At 41.3% G+C, this 15,054-nt stretch carries 18 protein-coding genes; all 18 read right to left on the bottom strand.

Annotation, left to right across the window (positions count from 1 at the left end):
• The 18 genes from fliY to codY all read right to left on the bottom strand — a co-directional run bounded on the left by fliY (window position 1) and on the right by codY (window position 15,023).
• A complete protein-coding gene (gene fliY / locus CJ483_RS20830) occupies window positions 1–1,197 on the bottom strand; it encodes a flagellar motor switch phosphatase FliY (protein WP_182917120.1) in 1,197 nt (398 codons plus the stop codon).
• Complete coding sequence (gene fliM / locus CJ483_RS20825) at window positions 1,190–2,191, bottom strand: flagellar motor switch protein FliM (protein WP_120037255.1); 1,002 nt, start codon at window positions 2,189–2,191, stop codon at window positions 1,190–1,192. Before fliM ends, fliY begins: the two co-directional genes overlap by 8 nt.
• 32 nt (window positions 2,192–2,223) lie before the next feature.
• The gene (fliL, locus tag CJ483_RS20820) at window positions 2,224–2,676 is read right to left on the bottom strand and encodes a flagellar basal body-associated protein FliL (protein WP_120037253.1); all 453 of its coding nucleotides are present in this window, start codon (window positions 2,674–2,676) and stop codon (window positions 2,224–2,226) included.
• Entirely contained in the window at window positions 2,666–2,887 is a 222-nt protein-coding gene (locus tag CJ483_RS20815; protein WP_120037252.1) for a flagellar FlbD family protein, read from the bottom strand. Before CJ483_RS20815 ends, fliL begins: the two co-directional genes overlap by 11 nt.
• 63 nt (window positions 2,888–2,950) lie before the next feature.
• Window positions 2,951–3,793 carry a flagellar basal body rod protein FlgG gene (gene flgG / locus CJ483_RS20810; RefSeq protein ID WP_120037250.1) on the bottom strand — a complete coding sequence of 281 codons (843 nt, stop codon included), beginning with the start codon at window positions 3,791–3,793 and terminating at the stop codon, window positions 2,951–2,953.
• A gap of 34 nt (window positions 3,794–3,827) precedes the next feature.
• A complete protein-coding gene (gene flgG / locus CJ483_RS20805; RefSeq protein WP_120037248.1) occupies window positions 3,828–4,607 on the bottom strand; it encodes a flagellar basal body rod protein FlgG in 780 nt (259 codons plus the stop codon).
• Between the two features lie 160 nt (window positions 4,608–4,767).
• A complete protein-coding gene (flgD, locus tag CJ483_RS20800) occupies window positions 4,768–5,406 on the bottom strand; it encodes a flagellar hook assembly protein FlgD (RefSeq protein ID WP_120037246.1) in 639 nt (212 codons plus the stop codon).
• 6 nt (window positions 5,407–5,412) lie between these two features.
• A complete protein-coding gene (locus CJ483_RS20795) occupies window positions 5,413–6,789 on the bottom strand; it encodes a flagellar hook-length control protein FliK (protein ID WP_120037243.1) in 1,377 nt (458 codons plus the stop codon).
• Between the two features lie 33 nt (window positions 6,790–6,822).
• On the bottom strand, window positions 6,823–7,443 hold the full coding sequence (locus tag CJ483_RS20790; protein ID WP_120037241.1) for a MotE family protein: 621 nt from the start codon (window positions 7,441–7,443) through the stop codon (window positions 6,823–6,825).
• A gap of 9 nt (window positions 7,444–7,452) precedes the next feature.
• Window positions 7,453–7,896, bottom strand: a complete 444-nt coding sequence (gene fliJ / locus CJ483_RS20785; RefSeq protein ID WP_120037239.1) for a flagellar export protein FliJ — start codon at window positions 7,894–7,896, stop codon at window positions 7,453–7,455.
• Between the two features lie 2 nt (window positions 7,897–7,898).
• Window positions 7,899–9,221 carry a flagellar protein export ATPase FliI gene (fliI, locus tag CJ483_RS20780; protein WP_120037237.1) on the bottom strand — a complete coding sequence of 441 codons (1,323 nt, stop codon included), beginning with the start codon at window positions 9,219–9,221 and terminating at the stop codon, window positions 7,899–7,901.
• A complete protein-coding gene (gene fliH, locus CJ483_RS20775) occupies window positions 9,218–9,994 on the bottom strand; it encodes a flagellar assembly protein FliH (RefSeq protein ID WP_182917119.1) in 777 nt (258 codons plus the stop codon). Before fliH ends, fliI begins: the two co-directional genes overlap by 4 nt.
• Window positions 9,987–11,000, bottom strand: coding sequence for a flagellar motor switch protein FliG (gene fliG, locus CJ483_RS20770; RefSeq protein WP_120037233.1), 1,014 nt, complete (start codon window positions 10,998–11,000; stop codon window positions 9,987–9,989). Before fliG ends, fliH begins: the two co-directional genes overlap by 8 nt.
• Before the next feature lie 48 nt (window positions 11,001–11,048).
• Window positions 11,049–12,626: a flagellar basal-body MS-ring/collar protein FliF gene (gene fliF / locus CJ483_RS20765; protein ID WP_120037231.1), complete on the bottom strand. Its 1,578-nt coding sequence runs from the start codon at window positions 12,624–12,626 to the stop codon at window positions 11,049–11,051.
• A gap of 62 nt (window positions 12,627–12,688) precedes the next feature.
• Window positions 12,689–12,997, bottom strand: a complete 309-nt coding sequence (gene fliE, locus CJ483_RS20760) for a flagellar hook-basal body complex protein FliE (RefSeq protein ID WP_120037229.1) — start codon at window positions 12,995–12,997, stop codon at window positions 12,689–12,691.
• A gap of 13 nt (window positions 12,998–13,010) precedes the next feature.
• The gene (gene flgC, locus CJ483_RS20755) at window positions 13,011–13,469 is read right to left on the bottom strand and encodes a flagellar basal body rod protein FlgC (protein ID WP_120037227.1); all 459 of its coding nucleotides are present in this window, start codon (window positions 13,467–13,469) and stop codon (window positions 13,011–13,013) included.
• Window positions 13,470–13,471: 2 nt separating this feature from the next.
• Window positions 13,472–13,864: a flagellar basal body rod protein FlgB gene (flgB, locus tag CJ483_RS20750; RefSeq protein ID WP_120037225.1), complete on the bottom strand. Its 393-nt coding sequence runs from the start codon at window positions 13,862–13,864 to the stop codon at window positions 13,472–13,474.
• A gap of 379 nt (window positions 13,865–14,243) precedes the next feature.
• Window positions 14,244–15,023: a GTP-sensing pleiotropic transcriptional regulator CodY gene (gene codY, locus CJ483_RS20745; protein WP_120037223.1), complete on the bottom strand. Its 780-nt coding sequence runs from the start codon at window positions 15,021–15,023 to the stop codon at window positions 14,244–14,246.
• Between the last annotated feature and the right edge of the window lie 31 nt (window positions 15,024–15,054).

The following is a 15,054-nucleotide window of genomic DNA, read 5'->3' as shown; positions in this document are numbered from 1 at the left end:
TTAATTTAAATTTTTCAAACGGTCGCTCTGACTTAAAATATCTGTAATCCGAACGCCGAAATTTTCTTCAATTACGACTACTTCACCCTTAGCTATTAAGCGGCTGTTAACGAGAATATCGACAGGTTCCCCTGCCAATTTATCCAATTCAATAATAGAGCCGGCAGACAAATCCAGGATATCTTTTACCGATCGGTTTGTTCGACCCAACTCCACAGTAACTTGCAATGGGATATCTAACAGCATATTTAAATTACGTGCTTCATGCTCTTGAAGTGAAGCCGGTTCAAATGAAGTGAATGAAGCAGGTTGAACGTTGACAGGCGGCTGTTGAACAGTAGTATTCGGCGCTTGTCTATTTGCTTGAACGGCTTGTTGTCTGTCTTGGGATGGAACAGGCGCACTGTAAGCCGTTGCCTGTTCAGCTTTTTCTGCTGTTTGAATGGGCTCAGGCTGAACAGGAGGTGCTTCAACAGTCGCAGTTGCCGCAGTTTCATCAGAAGGATTCATTAATTCATGAACAAGGTCTTTAGCAAACTCTAATGGAACAAGCTGCATGATATTAGAATCAATGAGATCACCAATAGTTAAGCGAAAAGAGATGCGCACAAGCAGCTCTTGCTGTTTCAACGTCTCTTCTCCTTTTCCCAAATTAAGATCCATTAAAGCAATAGCAGGTGGAGAAATATCTACACGCTTATTGAAAATGGTCGACATGGACGTGGCAGCCGATCCCATCATTTGGTTCATCGCTTCCTGCACCGCGCTCAATTGAATTTCGCCTAAGTTTTCGTCAGGGTTTCTTCCATCTCCTCCCAGCATTAGGTCAGCAATAATTGCCGCATCCGTCTGCTTAATGACAAGGAGGTTGGTCGCTCCTTTGAACCCTTCTGTGTATTCCACTTCAATCGCTACATAAGGATGCGGAAACTCATCTTTTAAATTTTGACGATCAATTACGCTAACTGTTGGAGTCGTAATTTCCACCTTTTGATTTAATAAGCTAGAAAGCGCTGTAGCCGAACTTCCAAATGAGATGTTACCGATTTCGCCGAGGGTATCCTGCTCAAAAGAGTCTACATACACTTCTGTATCTGCCGCAGCCGGTTCTGTTATTTCTTCGCTTTCTTCATTTACATCTGCTGTGCCTTTTAACAAGGCGTCTATTTCCTCTTGAGAAAGCATGCCATCACCCATGATCCTCATCTCCCCTCTTGAAATCGTCAAGAATTTGAATTGCCATTTTTTTCTTTACTTTTCCAGCTTGTGCGGTGAATTTCGGAATGCCGCTAACTTTTACGAGCAAAGGCTCATCAATGCGCTTTTCCAACTCGATCACGTCTCCGACAGAAAGAGCCAAAAAGTCCTCTATCGTAATGCTTGTTCCGCCAAGCTCAGACACAACTGGAACCTCTGCTTTTTTAATTCGTTTTTGTAAGTTTTCAAACTCGCCTGGTTGTCTTTCCTTTTTATCTGGATTCTGCATCCAGTAATGAACAGAAAGTTTTGGGATAACCGGTTCCAGAACAACGTGAGGAATACAAATATTTATCATCCCTGTTGTTTCGCCAATTGTTGTATCTAATGATATCACAACTACTGTTTCATTCGGAGACACCATCTGCAAAAATTGAGGATTTACCTCAAAATTCGTCATAAGCGGATCGATGTCCGCCACATTTGACCAAGCCTCGCGGTAATTCTCAAATGCTCGTTCAAATACGCTAGACATAATTTTCGTTTCTATTTCTGTCAATCCCTCGACATTATTCACGCTTGCCCCGCGACCGCCGAGCAGCCTGTCCAAAACGGCATATGCAATATTAGGGTTTACCTCCATCAGCACGTGACCGTCGAGCGGCGGTACTTCAAATACATTTAACACCGTCATATTTGGGATCGAGCGAATAAATTCTTCATAAGGAATTTGATCCGTTGATGCGACTGAAATCTGTACGAATGTCCGCAGTTGAGCCGAAAAAAAAGTTGTTAAAATACGAGCAAAGTTATCGTGCATCCGTGTTAAACTACGAATCTGATCTTTTGAAAAACGAAGAGCCCTTTTAAAGTCATAAACTTTGACTCTCTTTTCCTGTTCTTCTTTCTTCAGTTCATCAGCGTCCATCTCCCCGGTAGAAAGAGCGGACAGCAGGGCATCAATTTCATTTTGCGATAAAACCTCTCCCGCCATAAAGTCACCTCCGTTAAATAAATTGTCGTGTATTACTGGATAATATAAGAGGTGATGTAAACGTCAAGCACTTTTCCATCCTGCATAATTTCATTAAACTGATCTTTCAGCCGATTTGTCAATTGTTCCTTGCCTTTTTTTCCTTTTAAATCCTGGGATTTCATTTCAGAAAGCTGCTCGATAATAATGTTCTTCGCTTGGAAATCGCGTTTAGTCATTTCCTCTTTCGCTTCCTTGCTATCTGTCTGGATTTTAAAAGAAATACGAATATAATCATCTGAGGCAAGATTCGTCGTCATCTCTGGAATATCTACAGTTGATTCAATAACTTCATCAATGCTTGGCGCTTCAGCCTTGCCTTCTTTAGAAGACTTTAAAATAATAACAATGGCTGCTGTGCCGATCAACAAAATAACCGTCAGCATTACAATCATGACTGTTAGCAGCTTATTATTGCCCTTTCCAGCCTTTGCTTCAGTCTCCATCTTTCATCTCTCCCTGTTCCATTTTCCCCAATACGTGCACCCGGCGATAAAACTCCTCCATCCGCTTCCTAACTTCGTCCTCCGACTCGCGTACAAGATACTTTTTCCCATTTGAAAGAGTAATAGTTGTATCTGGAAAACTCTCAATTGTTTCAATATAAAGGGCATTTAGCGAAAAAGACTTGCCATTTAATCTCGTTACACTGATCAATAGATTTTCAGGGCTGAAGCGGCAGCTCCAACCCTGACACCTCCTTCAATTACAAATCAGTTATTACCGCTTCAAGTTCACAAGTTCCTGAAGAATTTCATCCGACGTTGTAATAATACGAGTATTTGCCTGGAACCCGCGCTGAGCGACGATCATTTCTGTGAACTCTTCGGAAAGGTCGACGTTGGACATTTCTAATGTTCCGGGGACAATTGTGCCGGCTCCTCCCTGCCCTGCATAGTTATAAATTGGTTCTCCTGAATTAGCTGTTTCTACAAATGAATTAGAACCACTTTTTTGCAATCCGTCTGGATTTGTGAATTTAGCTAATGGTACCCATCCCTCTTTAAAAATATTTCCTGAAGAATCAACATAACTGATGAGGCCGTCACTTCCTATACCGAAACTTTTTGCAGTTGGTGGAATAGTTATAGGGATAAAAAGAATAGCTTTAAACGGATCATTAGGATCTGGAATAGCCTTTACTAAAAAGTCCCCTTCACTATTTACTACTTCCCCATTTTTATCAAGATAAAAATTACCGTTTCTAGTATATCTCTGGTTAACTATTTTTCCACTGCTGTCCTTGTTACCTGTCATAAAGAAACCATCACCTGAAATAGCAAGATCTAATACTCTTCCGGTTGTTTGCAAACTTCCTTGCGTATGAATGGTATCTATAGTTGATAATTGTGATCCTAAGCCTATTTGTTTTGGATTAGTACCACCTATAGAAGCTCCTGGCGCGCTGGCACCTGCTATTTGTTGATTTACCATATCTTTAAATGTTGTTCTTCCTTTTTTAAAACCAAATGTATTAACATTCGCTATATTATTTCCAATTACATCCAGCTTGGTTTGGAAGTTTTTCATCCCGCTAATTCCCGCATACATCGACCGAAGCATCGTCTTCCCCCTCTGTTAAACAAGTTGCCAACTATTATCGTTTTAAATTGACAAGCTCTTGCAAAATTTCATCAGAGGTAGTAATGATGCGTGTATTTGCCTGGAACCCGCGCTGAGCGACGATCATTTCTGTGAACTCTTCAGAGAGATCAACGTTGGACATCTCTAGCGTTCCCGATACAAGTTTACCTGCTCCTCCTGAACCTGGAGCAGAATTTGTTGCCGCTCCAGAGTTGTTAGAAACCCGGTACAAGTTGCTTCCTACTTTTTCTAAACCATCAGGGTTTGGGAATTTCGCTAACTGTATGGCTCCGCCAGTTGCATTCCCCCCTACAACTGAAATACTTCCATCTGCCCCGATACTGAAGCTTTCAGCAGTAGAAGGTATATTTATATTGCCTCCCGCTCCTTGTAAATAGTATCCGTCACTGTTCACTACATTTCCTGTTGCATCGAGGTAAAAGTTTCCTGACCGAGTATATACTGTGTCATTTCCCTTTTTGAGAACAAAAAACCCATCTCCAGAAATACCAAGATCTAATGGTCTTGCAGTAGTTTGCAAGCTTCCTTGTGTATGAATCGTATCAATTGAGCTAATTTGAGAACCTAAACCCACCTGTTTAGGATTTGTTCCGCCTAGCCCACCAGCGGCTGCACTGGCCCCTGAAATCTGCTGGCTTACCATATCCTTAAAGGTAACGCGGCCTTTTTTAAAGCCAAATGTATTAACGTTGGCAATATTGTTGCCAATAACGTCTAATTTATTTTGAAAACCTTTCATTCCGCTAATTCCTGAGTACATTGAACGTAACATGAATTATTTTCCCCTTTCGAAAGGATCTACTTAATAAGACCCCATTCGTTATTTACTATGGACTGACCATCCTTTTGCTTCCTCATTATTATCGGCTCATAGGTCCGTATGATTAGGTCTTTTTTGTGAAATTTATCAATTTTAAAGAAAAAGTTATTCCTTACTTTTCGATTTTTGTAAGAGCTGATGGGCTGACTTTCTCGCCGTTATCAAGCTGGAGCCAGATCGCCCCATCCTTCATCGATACAGACTGCACTGTCGCCGTTTGATCAACTCCGTCTTTATTCCAAGTGACTTTGTGCCCAATTAAATGGCTAGCATCAACGAGCGAATGGCTGCTGCCAGAGGCCCCTCCGCCTTTCACTTCCGAAATATTGGCAGGCTCAAGAATGGTTCCATCTGCCATTAAAAATTGAACGCCATTGCCCTTATACTGGATTGAAACGATAGTTCCAGTTCCCGTTTTCACTTCCGGTTCAGCTTCTGGATCTGTACTTTCCACAAGTTTATGCCAAGTAACCTCTTTACCGACAAAGGAGTTATAGCTGATCATTTGTGAAGCCTGCTGCATTTGCAGAAACTGGTCAAAAGAAGTAGCCATATTTGTCATTTGCTCCAATGAAGAGAATGTCGCCATTTGTGCAATAAAATCCTTATCTTCCATTGGGCTAAGCGGGTCCTGGTTTTGCAGCTGCGTCATTAAGATCTTTAAAAATTCATCTTTTCCAAGAGAGCTGTTTCCTGTTTTCGGCTGCTGCCTATTATTTTCCAAATACAAACTTGGATCAATTTTAGCCATAGATATTTAAACCTCCATATTCAGTAATAAGTCTTGAAAGTTCTCCGTTGGCTCGTCATCCGTTTCCGCTGGCTCTCGGTCCTGTTGCTGCGGCTGGCGGGACTGCTGCTGTTGTTGTTGGCGGTCAAATTTCTGCGGTTCTGCCTGGCTGAATGTCAGCTCGATTTTATCGACATTGATATTTTGCTGATTAAACGCGTGCTTTAAGCTGCTTACATGCTGCTCAAATAAGTCCTTCACCGTAGACGTCGAGGAGAGAATTTTAGCTGTCATTACACCGTTTTGCTGCAGCAATTCAATTCGCAGACTGCCAAGCTGTTCTGGATATAACCTGATCAGCAGCTTTGTTCCATTCGGCATCTTTGCTAAATTTGAATTCCCAAGAATTTGTGAAAACTTCTCCATAAATTGTTCCATATTCATCGGCCGCGGATTGGTTTGAACACTCATAGAAAATGTTTCTGTTCGGCCAAGGGGATGGAAAAACGGCTGAATGTGGTTGACTCCTTCTTTTCCTGATAACAGAAGTGGCGCTTTTTGCGCTCCTTCTCCGTCCACTAACTCAGTTGCTGTTCCTTGCTGGAGAGCACTAGTTTGATTGGCGGAGATTGCTTTTGTATTTGTCGATGGGGAATATAAAAAGTTTTGAAATGCTTTTTTCAAAATGGCGGTCCGATTGTCTGTCTGCGGCGACAGCAGTTTGTCTAACTTGCCGACGATCTCTTTCATAAAATCTCTCATTGCCTCCTGCGAAGACAGAGCTTTTAAATTGCCATCGGCTTGTTCGCTCATCAACTGCCAAAGCTTTCCTGTCTGTAGAACCGTTTGTACAGTCTTTTCGTCAAGTTTTATCCATTCCTTTGCAGGAACGGCTGCTAATAATTCAATCACTTGCAATAAAGCAGCTATCCCCTCGTCTCCAGTTAGTCGGTCTAATGTTTCTTCCTGCAACTGATTTTCATCCGGGTCCGTGAATGCTTCTATAAATTCACCTGTTTTTTCCGTGCCAGCCAAAGCAGTGAGCTGTTCAGTTAAATCTTTGATGCTTTTCTGCAACTGCTCCGTGCTCATTCCCAAAAAGGCAGCAAGCTCTTCAAAGGAAGGCTGCTTTCCATCTCCCATCCATTCCTTAACGATCGCTTTAACAGCTTCCGGTATATTTAGCAGCTCTTCTACGCTGACTGCTCCGGCCAGTTGCTTTTCCTCAGCCAGTCTCGTTTGTGACGGATGAACAGCCGCTTCCTGAACAGCAACACTGTCTTGCTGGCCGGTAAGGATTGATTTAAAATCCCCTGTTGAAGCGGCCTGCTCACTTGCAGATGCCTTCTGTATATTCTTTTGTGCTGAGAGCGCGTTTACCAATTGCATCATGATTCTAGCCATCCCCCTGCTTGTATAATCAATCACCGGCTATCCTTACTGAGAAGTACCGGAAAGTAGTTTCGTATATTTAGCAGCTGTTTCCGGAGGAAGTTTTTCCAAAATATCAGCTTGCTTTTCCGTGCTCATTTCTGCCAGAATTTTTACCGCTTCCCTATCTGACAAGTTCACTAAAATATTAGCAATGTTTTTTGGTGCCATTGTTTCATATGTGTTAATTAATTTATTATCTTGTTTGTCAGTAGTAACAGCTGACTCTTCTTCTTTCTTTAACTTCTCTAGTTCGATCTTCAGACGGTCCTTTTCTGTCAATAACTCTTCCACTTTCTTATCGGATGCTTTTAGCTTTTTCTCAAGCTGTTCGATCTTTGCTTCTTTGTTTTTTATCTCCGCTTGCAAAGAAACGACTTTCTCTTTATCTGTTTGGCCGCCTTTATCATCTGCTCCACCGTCTATCATGTTTGAAATGAGAGGAACGTGCTCCCCTACCTCTTTTGCTTTTTCAAATACATTCACCCCGGCAACTGTCATAACGATGAGTGCGACAGTAATTGCGAATAGCAATGGAATCACAAGAACAAAAAGAATCCATTGAAATACGCCATATCCTTTTTCTTCTTCTATTTCCACGAATTCTTTTTTCTTTTTCTTTGCCAAGACTCTCACCTATTTTCCACGGTTCATGAATTGAATGGTTGAAATTTCATCCATTTGTTTATTTTCCTCTTCCAGCAAACTTTCTTTAAATTTCTCAAAATCTTTTTCTTTTATCTTTTCATACTTTTTAACTTCTATATTTTTTTCCTGCAACTGCTGCTCATGCCATTGCATTTTATTACGGGCATTAATAACTACTCGCTGCTGGTATTCAATCGTTTGCTCAAGGTTAGAAACGAATAGCTGGTAGTGCTGAATTTCATGAATGGAGAAACCGCTAACCATCTTTGCTTCTTGAAAATCAATTAAGCTCTCTTTCTTTTTTAATAAAGAATATAATTTTTCAGCTGCTGCCTCGAACTGCTTTAGCGATTCATTATAAAGAGTTTGTGTCTCTTCTTTTTCCCGTTCTCTTAACTGCAATATCTTTTGAAATTTATAGTTATATGCCATGCTTAATATTCTCCCTTCTCAGCTAACTGAATAAGAGACGCTACGCTTTCTTCCAAGGAAACTTTTTCATCTGTTCGCTGCTTTAAATAAGAGATAATTTTAGGGTAATATTCAATGGCACGATCAATTTCAACGGATGAGCCTTTTTTGTAAGCACCAATATTAATAAGATCTTCTGAATTTAAGTATGTGCTCATCATCTCTCTAATTTGAATGGCTGCCTGCTTGTGTTCCTCTGATGCGAGATGGCTCATCAAGCGGCTGACACTTTTTAAAACATTGATAGCAGGATACTGTCCTTTATTAGCTAATGCACGATCAAGTACAATGTGGCCGTCCAGTATCCCTCTCACTGCATCAGCGATTGGTTCATTCATATCATCCCCGTCAACAAGCACTGTATAAAAAGCGGTGATACTCCCCAGTTCATTTGTTCCTGTGCGCTCTAGAAGCTTTGGCAAAATGGCAAATACAGAAGGAGTGTACCCCTTCGTTGCCGGTGGTTCTCCGACTGCCAAGCCGACTTCCCTCTGCGCCATGGCTACCCGCGTAACGGAATCCATCATCAGCATGACATTTAAACCTTTATCTCTGAAGTACTCAGCAATGGCCGTCGCTGTAAATGCTCCTTTAATTCTCATTAAAGCCGGCTGATCCGACGTGGCTGCTACGACAATCGATCGGGAGCGCCCTTCTGGACCGAGATCCCGTTCAATAAACTCTCTTACTTCTCTACCACGTTCACCAATTAAGGCAATAACATTTAGATCAGCTTTTGTATTGCGGGCGATCATTCCGAGGAGCGTACTTTTACCTACGCCGCTCCCCGCAAAAATTCCGATCCGTTGCCCTTTGCCAACTGTAAGCATGCTATCAATCGCTCGCACACCTACCTCTAGCCGGTCATTAATTGGCGGTCGGGTGAGTGGATTAGGTGGACTTTGTTCGGTACCGACAGAAGTGAGCGTTTTTGGAAGGGATGTTCCATCCATTGGCTCTCCCATCGAATCAATTACTTTTCCAATAAGTGAAGGGCCGACCTTAATAGCCAGCGGATGACCTAAAGACTCGACAAGACTGCCAGGCGAAATGTCGCTTATGTCACTATAAGGCATAAGTACAACCATTTCATCTTTAAAACCAATCACTTCTGCTCGGATGGCCCGGCCACTCCCTGCTCCATCCGGGTAAATTACACATACATCGCCAATAGACGATTTGGGTCCTTGAGACTCGATCATTAAACCAACCACTCGTTTTATACGACCATATCGTTTATACGTATCAAGGCTGCTAATTTGCTGAGCAATCTGGGTTAATTTCACTTTTCCTCACCTTCAAGAAGTTCGAATAGCTGTTTTCTCAGCTGCTGGAGTTGACTGTCAAGGCCTACTTCAATTCGGCCCTGGCTCGTTTCAATATAACAGCCGTCTTCCTCCAATTTTTCGTTCGGATAGATGTAACAGAGCGTATCGATCGGAAACATGGCGTCTATTTCTTCTTTTTGACTAACAACTAATGAATAGTGCACCGGGTGAACATGTATCTGCAATTCCTTCTGTTCTGGCATATCCTTTAACGCTTGTTGAACCATTCCCAGAAAAGCTTGCTCATCCTCCTCGAGCTTTTGGCTAATAATTTTTTCAGCCGCTTTTACTGCAATATCTAACATGAGCTTTTCCGATCGTTGAACATTCATTTCATACTCTTTTTTTGAGCATTCAATCGTTTCCTTGGCTGTTTCAATCAGCTCCATGTAATCATCATAGCCTGCTTTGTGCCCTTGCTCCTGCCCTGCACGAAAGCCTTCTTCGTAAGCTTGCTCGGTTAGCGATTGTTTCTCTGTTTGCCATGATTGTTTTTCATTTTCAATTTCCTGCTCTACTTCCCGTCGGCGTTGTTCAGCCTGTTCAATAATCGTATAGGCGGCTTCTTCGGCTTCTCTTATTGCCCTTTCCTTCTCTTCTTTAAAATAAAGAGCTTGGTTAGGCAATTCTTCCTCATTATCCAAAGAATGCGACCGAGAATGAAACACTTTCACTTTAATTTCTTTATTGCCGTTACCTTCCGTTCGGTGAGATTTAATAATTCTAGACAATAATGTCATCTCCCCCACCGCGGGCGATAATAATTTCACCGGCTTCTTCCAATCTGCGAATTGTGCTTACAATCCGTGACTGCGCCTCTTCCACATCACGCAAACGCACAGGCCCCATAAACTCCATTTCTTCCTTGAAAGTTTCTACCATCCGTGTGGACATGTTTCGGAAAACCACTTCTTTTACTTCCTCGCTTGAAACTTTCAGTGACAATAGCAAGTCTTCATTTTCACAATCTCGAATGACCCGCTGAATCGAGCGGTTATCCAATGTAACGATATCTTCAAAGACGAACATCCGCTTCTTAATTTCTTCAGCGAGTTCGGGATCTTGAATTTCCAGAGAGTCAAGGATTGTCTTCTCTGTTGCCCGGTCTACCCCGTTCAATACTTCCACAACAGCTTCCACTCCGCCTGTTTGCGTGTAATCCTGGGTAACTGTAGCGCTTAATTTACGCTCGAGAATTGCCTCCACTTCATTAATAATCTCTGGAGAAGTGCTATCCATAATGGCAATTCTTCTTGCAATATCTGCCTGTACATCCTGAGGCAACTCGGAAAGAATCTGACCTGCCTGCTGTGGATCAAGATAAGAAAGAATTAAAGCGATCGTCTGCGGATGCTCATTTTGGATAAAATTTAGAATTTGACTGGCTTCTGCTCTGCGCGCAAAGTCAAAAGGTCTAACTTGTAAGGACGAAGTAAGCCTGTTAATAATATTTTGCGCTTGATCTTTGCCAAGCGCTTTTTCAAGCACCGTCTTGGCATAACCAATTCCGCCTTGGGCAATATAATCCTGGGCAAGAGCAATATTATGAAACTCCTCAAATACTTCCTCTTTTGCCTCTGTATCTACTTTTTTTACGCCTGATATTTCCAGTGTCAGTCGTTCGATCTCTTCTTCCGACAAATGCTTATATACAGAAGCTGATACATCCGGACCAAGGGAAATAAGAAGAATGGCCGCTTTTTGTTTCCCTGTTAACTTTTTCTCTCTAACAGCCATACTGAATTCCTCCTATTCAACACATTATCTTGTATATGCCATCGGTTTTTATTCTTCAGATAACCAAGACCGGAGGAGTTTGGCAAACTCTTCGGGTTTTTCTTTCGCCATTTTCTCCAATTGTTTTCTGCGGGCCGATCCTTCTGTTTCTATTTCGTTAATATCAGCAAGCGGCTCTTCTGGTTCTAACTCTTCTTCGAACTCTTCTTCCTCTTGACGGCGACCGCGCAAAATCAAGAATACTAGTACTCCGATAATGACAAGCAATACGGCTCCAACTGCGTATACCCACCAAGGTATAGAGGATTGCTTTTCTTCAGTAAACGTCGCTTTTCCTTTAAATGGCTGAACAGAAACAGAAATCTTTCCTTCTAAATCCTGGTCAGTTAGCTCTTGATTATATCCTTTATCAATAGATGTCCGAACGATTGTACCAAGCATTTGTTGAATATCGTCCACTCGTTCTTGAGGCAAAGAATCCGGATTGTTAGCCTTTGGCGGCTCAACCATCACTTGAATCCCTAAATCTCGAATCTTATAAGGGCTTTCTTTAATTTTCTTGCGGATGCGATTTACTTCATTATTAATTGTTTCTTCGGAACGCTCATAGTCACCGGAACCGCCGGTCCCTCCCATATAGGTGGAACCTTGTGAATCGGCCGGATCTTCTCCTTGAGGAATACCACCAGCTGCCCCGTCGCCCGTAAAGGTTTCATTAATTCTTTGAGCGCTGATTTGGATACCAGCCATCTTTTCTTCATCTACAGGTGTAACGAGGTTTTCTTCTCTATTCTCCTGGGTAAAGTCAACATCGGCAGTAACGGATGCTACAACCTTGTCTTGACCCATCAGCGTGCCGAGCATACTTTGAACTTGTCGCTGAATATCCCGTTCAATTTTCTTTTTAATGTCCATCTGCTGAACCATCTCATTACCGTAGAGAGAGCCGCTATCCTGCTGGTCATAATACTCAAAATTCTGATTCATAATAACGATATTCTCTTCTGGCAAGTTGGGCACACTTTTCGAAACAAGATGGTAGAGTGATTTAATTTGCTTTTCATCAAATTGATAGCCAGACTCTGTTTTCAGCACAACAGACGCAGAGGCTTTTTCTTCATCGTCTTTCACAAATACCTCTTTTTGTGGAAGATTGATCATGACTTTAGCATCTTTTACACCTTCAATGCCTGTCATTAAATGAGCAAGCTCTGTTTGCATAGCATCCAGTTTTAAAATATTAAATTCATTGTCGGTCATACCGAAGCCAGCATTCTCACTAAAAAAGCCGTAATCAATGCTTCCCGATTTAGGCAGACCTTCTGCCGCTAAATCAACCTTCAATGAATCTACCGTTTCCTCAGGAACGAGTATACCGGTTCCTCCTTCAGTAATTTCATACTTGATTCCCCGGCCGTCCAAATTTTCTTTAATAGCTCCTATCTCCGTAGGAGCAAGCTCACTGTAAAGTGGTACCATCTTGTCTCTTGTCATAAATAAAACAAGAGCGCTAATGGCTATAACGAACAGCAGAAAAGCGCCTATGCCTATCCATCTTTGCCTTTTCGTACGGCTGTTCCAATATTCTCGTATTCTTGTTAATTGTTGGCGTATCGTTTCATTCATTACAATCCCCGGTTAAGTTGCTTCTGATTCAAAGGGTGTTTCACTAGTTTGTCTTTTTACATTTACATTTGCATTCTCATAATTTCCTGATAAGCTTCTACAGCTTTGTTGCGCACTTCCATCGTTAATTGCATCGCTACGCTTGCTTTTTGTCCGGCAATCAACACTTGATGAAGATCTACATTCTCCCCGCGGATGAGCTTACTTGTCATATCATTAGATGTAGCATCCGCTTGACTCACTTGATTAAGCGACTCTTTTAAAAAGTCGGCAAAATTCTGTTGAGCTTTATAAGGGGTTACTTCAGGCTTCAATTCAGCTCTTTCAGCTTTTGAAAATGGTGTGACTGCTTGCACAGATTGAATAGCCATTTATTTATCTCCTTTATTTACCAATTTCTAAAGCTTTTGTCATCATTGACTTCGATGCGTTAAAGACTGTTACATTTGCCTCATAGGAGCGCGTGGCAGCCATTAAATCTACCATCTCCCGTAAAGGATCAACGTTAGGCATCTGCACATATCCTTCTTCATTCGCATCAGGATGCGTTGGATCATAAACCATTTTAAAAGGTGTCAAATCGTCTTCTACAATGTTGGTAACCTTGACTCCATCTCCCGCCCCACCGCTTTGACGGCCGATTGCTTGATTTAAATAGGAAGAAAAATCACCTTGTCCAGGTTGAAGAACAACTGATTTACGGCGATACGGCTCCCATTTCCCGTCAACCTGACGGGCACGAGTAGAATCCATGTTAGCCATATTGGAAGAGATAACATCCATGCGCAAACGCTGGGCAGTCAAAGCTGATGAAGTCGTATTCATACTATGAAATATGGACACTTTTACCTTCCTCCTTTAATGACATTTGTTAAAGAATTAAACTTGCTGCTCATTCGATCGACAAGGGCATTATAATAAATCTGATTGGTCGCAAGGTCCGACATTTCCTTATCCGTGTCGACACTATTGCCATTTTGATTAAATGAGAGGTTGCGATTCGTCACAACCGCAGGGTGGCTTTGACTTGACTGAAAAGAAAAATGACGGGAATCTGTGCGGTAAGCATTCAATTCATTAGCTAGTGTTTCGTCAAATACTTTTTTAAAGCTGACATCTTTCGACTTATAGTTTGGTGTGTCTGCATTTGCAATATTATTAGCAATGACTTTTTGCTTCAGCGCAGAATAATCCAATCCTTTTTCAATGTTACTGAATGAATCTGAAAATATCTTCATTTATCACCACTCCGCTTGATGTGTTAGTAATATTTACTCGAATGAAAACGTTTTGAAACATTTTTTCCTATATTTGCTTTATTTTAAAAGGAAAGAACCTTTTGCCCTATTTGGATTTATTTTCAATCTCACGTTAGAAACTATAACATAATTCTTATTTAAATTTCACTTAAGTTTACAATTTCGCTAAAAAAATAATACATTTTTAACTAAATTGACAAACGTAGGCATTTTTACTTACTTAATAACACAACTAGAAATCACTACCACACATTTAATCACAATTTCCCAACCATAACAAATGACAAAATTCCTATTTTGGGAATAAACAACAAAAAACCACCTGTCGAAAACAGGCGGTTTTTTACTTATAAAGAAATTAATTTGATTTTAATTTTTCTAATTCAATGAGGAATTTATCATTTAATACTTTAATGTATGTGCCTTTCATCCCTAAAGAACGAGACTCAATGACACCAGCACTCTCCAACTTTCGCAGCGCATTCACGATAACAGAGCGAGTAATGCCGACACGGTCAGCAATTTTTGAGGCGACAAGTAAGCCTTCTTTTCCGTCTAATTCTTCAAAGATATGTTCAATCGCTTCCAGCTCACTATAGGAAAGAGAGCTGATCGCCATTTGGACAACCGCTTTGCTTCTTGCTTCCTCTTCAATCTCTTCTGTCTTCTCACGTAAAATTTCCATGCCTACTACGGTTGCTCCGTACTCAGCTAAAATTAAATCTTCATCATGGAACTTCTCTTCCAAACGAGCCAACACTAGCGTACCAAGACGTTCACCTGCCCCTTTAATCGGAACAATCGTCGTATGACCATTTTTAAACAACTCTTTATTCTCAACCGGGAAAGCAGTATACTCGCTATCTACATCCAGGTTAGAAGAAGTCTCTTCTAAGTTAAACAAGTTTTTTGTGTACTCTTCAGGGAAACGTCGTTCAGCAAGCATTTGTTTCATCCGCTCGTTCTCGATTTGCTGATTCACCCCGAAGCCTAGTAACTTTCCTCGACGACTCACTACATATACATTCGCTTCAATTAATCCAGACAGGGACTCTGCCATTTCTTTGAAATTGACATGTTTGCCTGCTGCATCTTGCAACAACTTGTTAATCTTTCTTGTTTTCTCTAACAAATTCATAATAAAATCCTCCTACAATGACTAGTCTATC

Source organism: Bacillus sp. PK3_68 (assembly GCF_003600835.1).
GTDB lineage: Bacteria > Bacillota > Bacilli > Bacillales > Domibacillaceae > Pseudobacillus.
Note: the sequence above shows the minus strand (reverse complement) of the source record. Positions and strands in the feature narration are given on the sequence as shown.

Bases quoted from the DNA above. Each gene is read 5' to 3' on its own strand.
- fliY (WP_182917120.1), bottom strand. From the start codon at position 1,197: ATGGGTGATGGCATGCTTTCTCAAGAGGAAATAGACGCCTTGTTAAAA.
- fliM (WP_120037255.1), bottom strand. From the start codon at position 2,191: ATGGCGGGAGAGGTTTTATCGCAAAATGAAATTGATGCCCTGCTGTCC.
- fliL (WP_120037253.1), bottom strand. From the start codon at position 2,676: ATGGAGACTGAAGCAAAGGCTGGAAAGGGCAATAATAAGCTGCTAACA.
- flgG (WP_120037250.1), bottom strand. From the start codon at position 3,793: ATGCTTCGGTCGATGTATGCGGGAATTAGCGGGATGAAAAACTTCCAA.
- flgG (WP_120037248.1), bottom strand. From the start codon at position 4,607: ATGTTACGTTCAATGTACTCAGGAATTAGCGGAATGAAAGGTTTTCAA.
- flgD (WP_120037246.1), bottom strand. From the start codon at position 5,406: ATGGCTAAAATTGATCCAAGTTTGTATTTGGAAAATAATAGGCAGCAG.
- CJ483_RS20795 (WP_120037243.1), bottom strand. From the start codon at position 6,789: ATGGCTAGAATCATGATGCAATTGGTAAACGCGCTCTCAGCACAAAAG.
- fliJ (WP_120037239.1), bottom strand. From the start codon at position 7,896: ATGGCATATAACTATAAATTTCAAAAGATATTGCAGTTAAGAGAACGG.
- fliG (WP_120037233.1), bottom strand. From the start codon at position 11,000: ATGGCTGTTAGAGAGAAAAAGTTAACAGGGAAACAAAAAGCGGCCATT.
- fliF (WP_120037231.1), bottom strand. From the start codon at position 12,626: ATGAATGAAACGATACGCCAACAATTAACAAGAATACGAGAATATTGG.
- fliE (WP_120037229.1), bottom strand. From the start codon at position 12,997: ATGGCTATTCAATCTGTGCAAGCAGTCACACCATTTTCAAAAGCTGAA.
- flgB (WP_120037225.1), bottom strand. From the start codon at position 13,864: ATGAAGATATTTTCAGATTCATTCAGTAACATTGAAAAAGGATTGGAT.
- codY (WP_120037223.1), bottom strand. From the start codon at position 15,023: ATGAATTTGTTAGAGAAAACAAGAAAGATTAACAAGTTGTTGCAAGAT.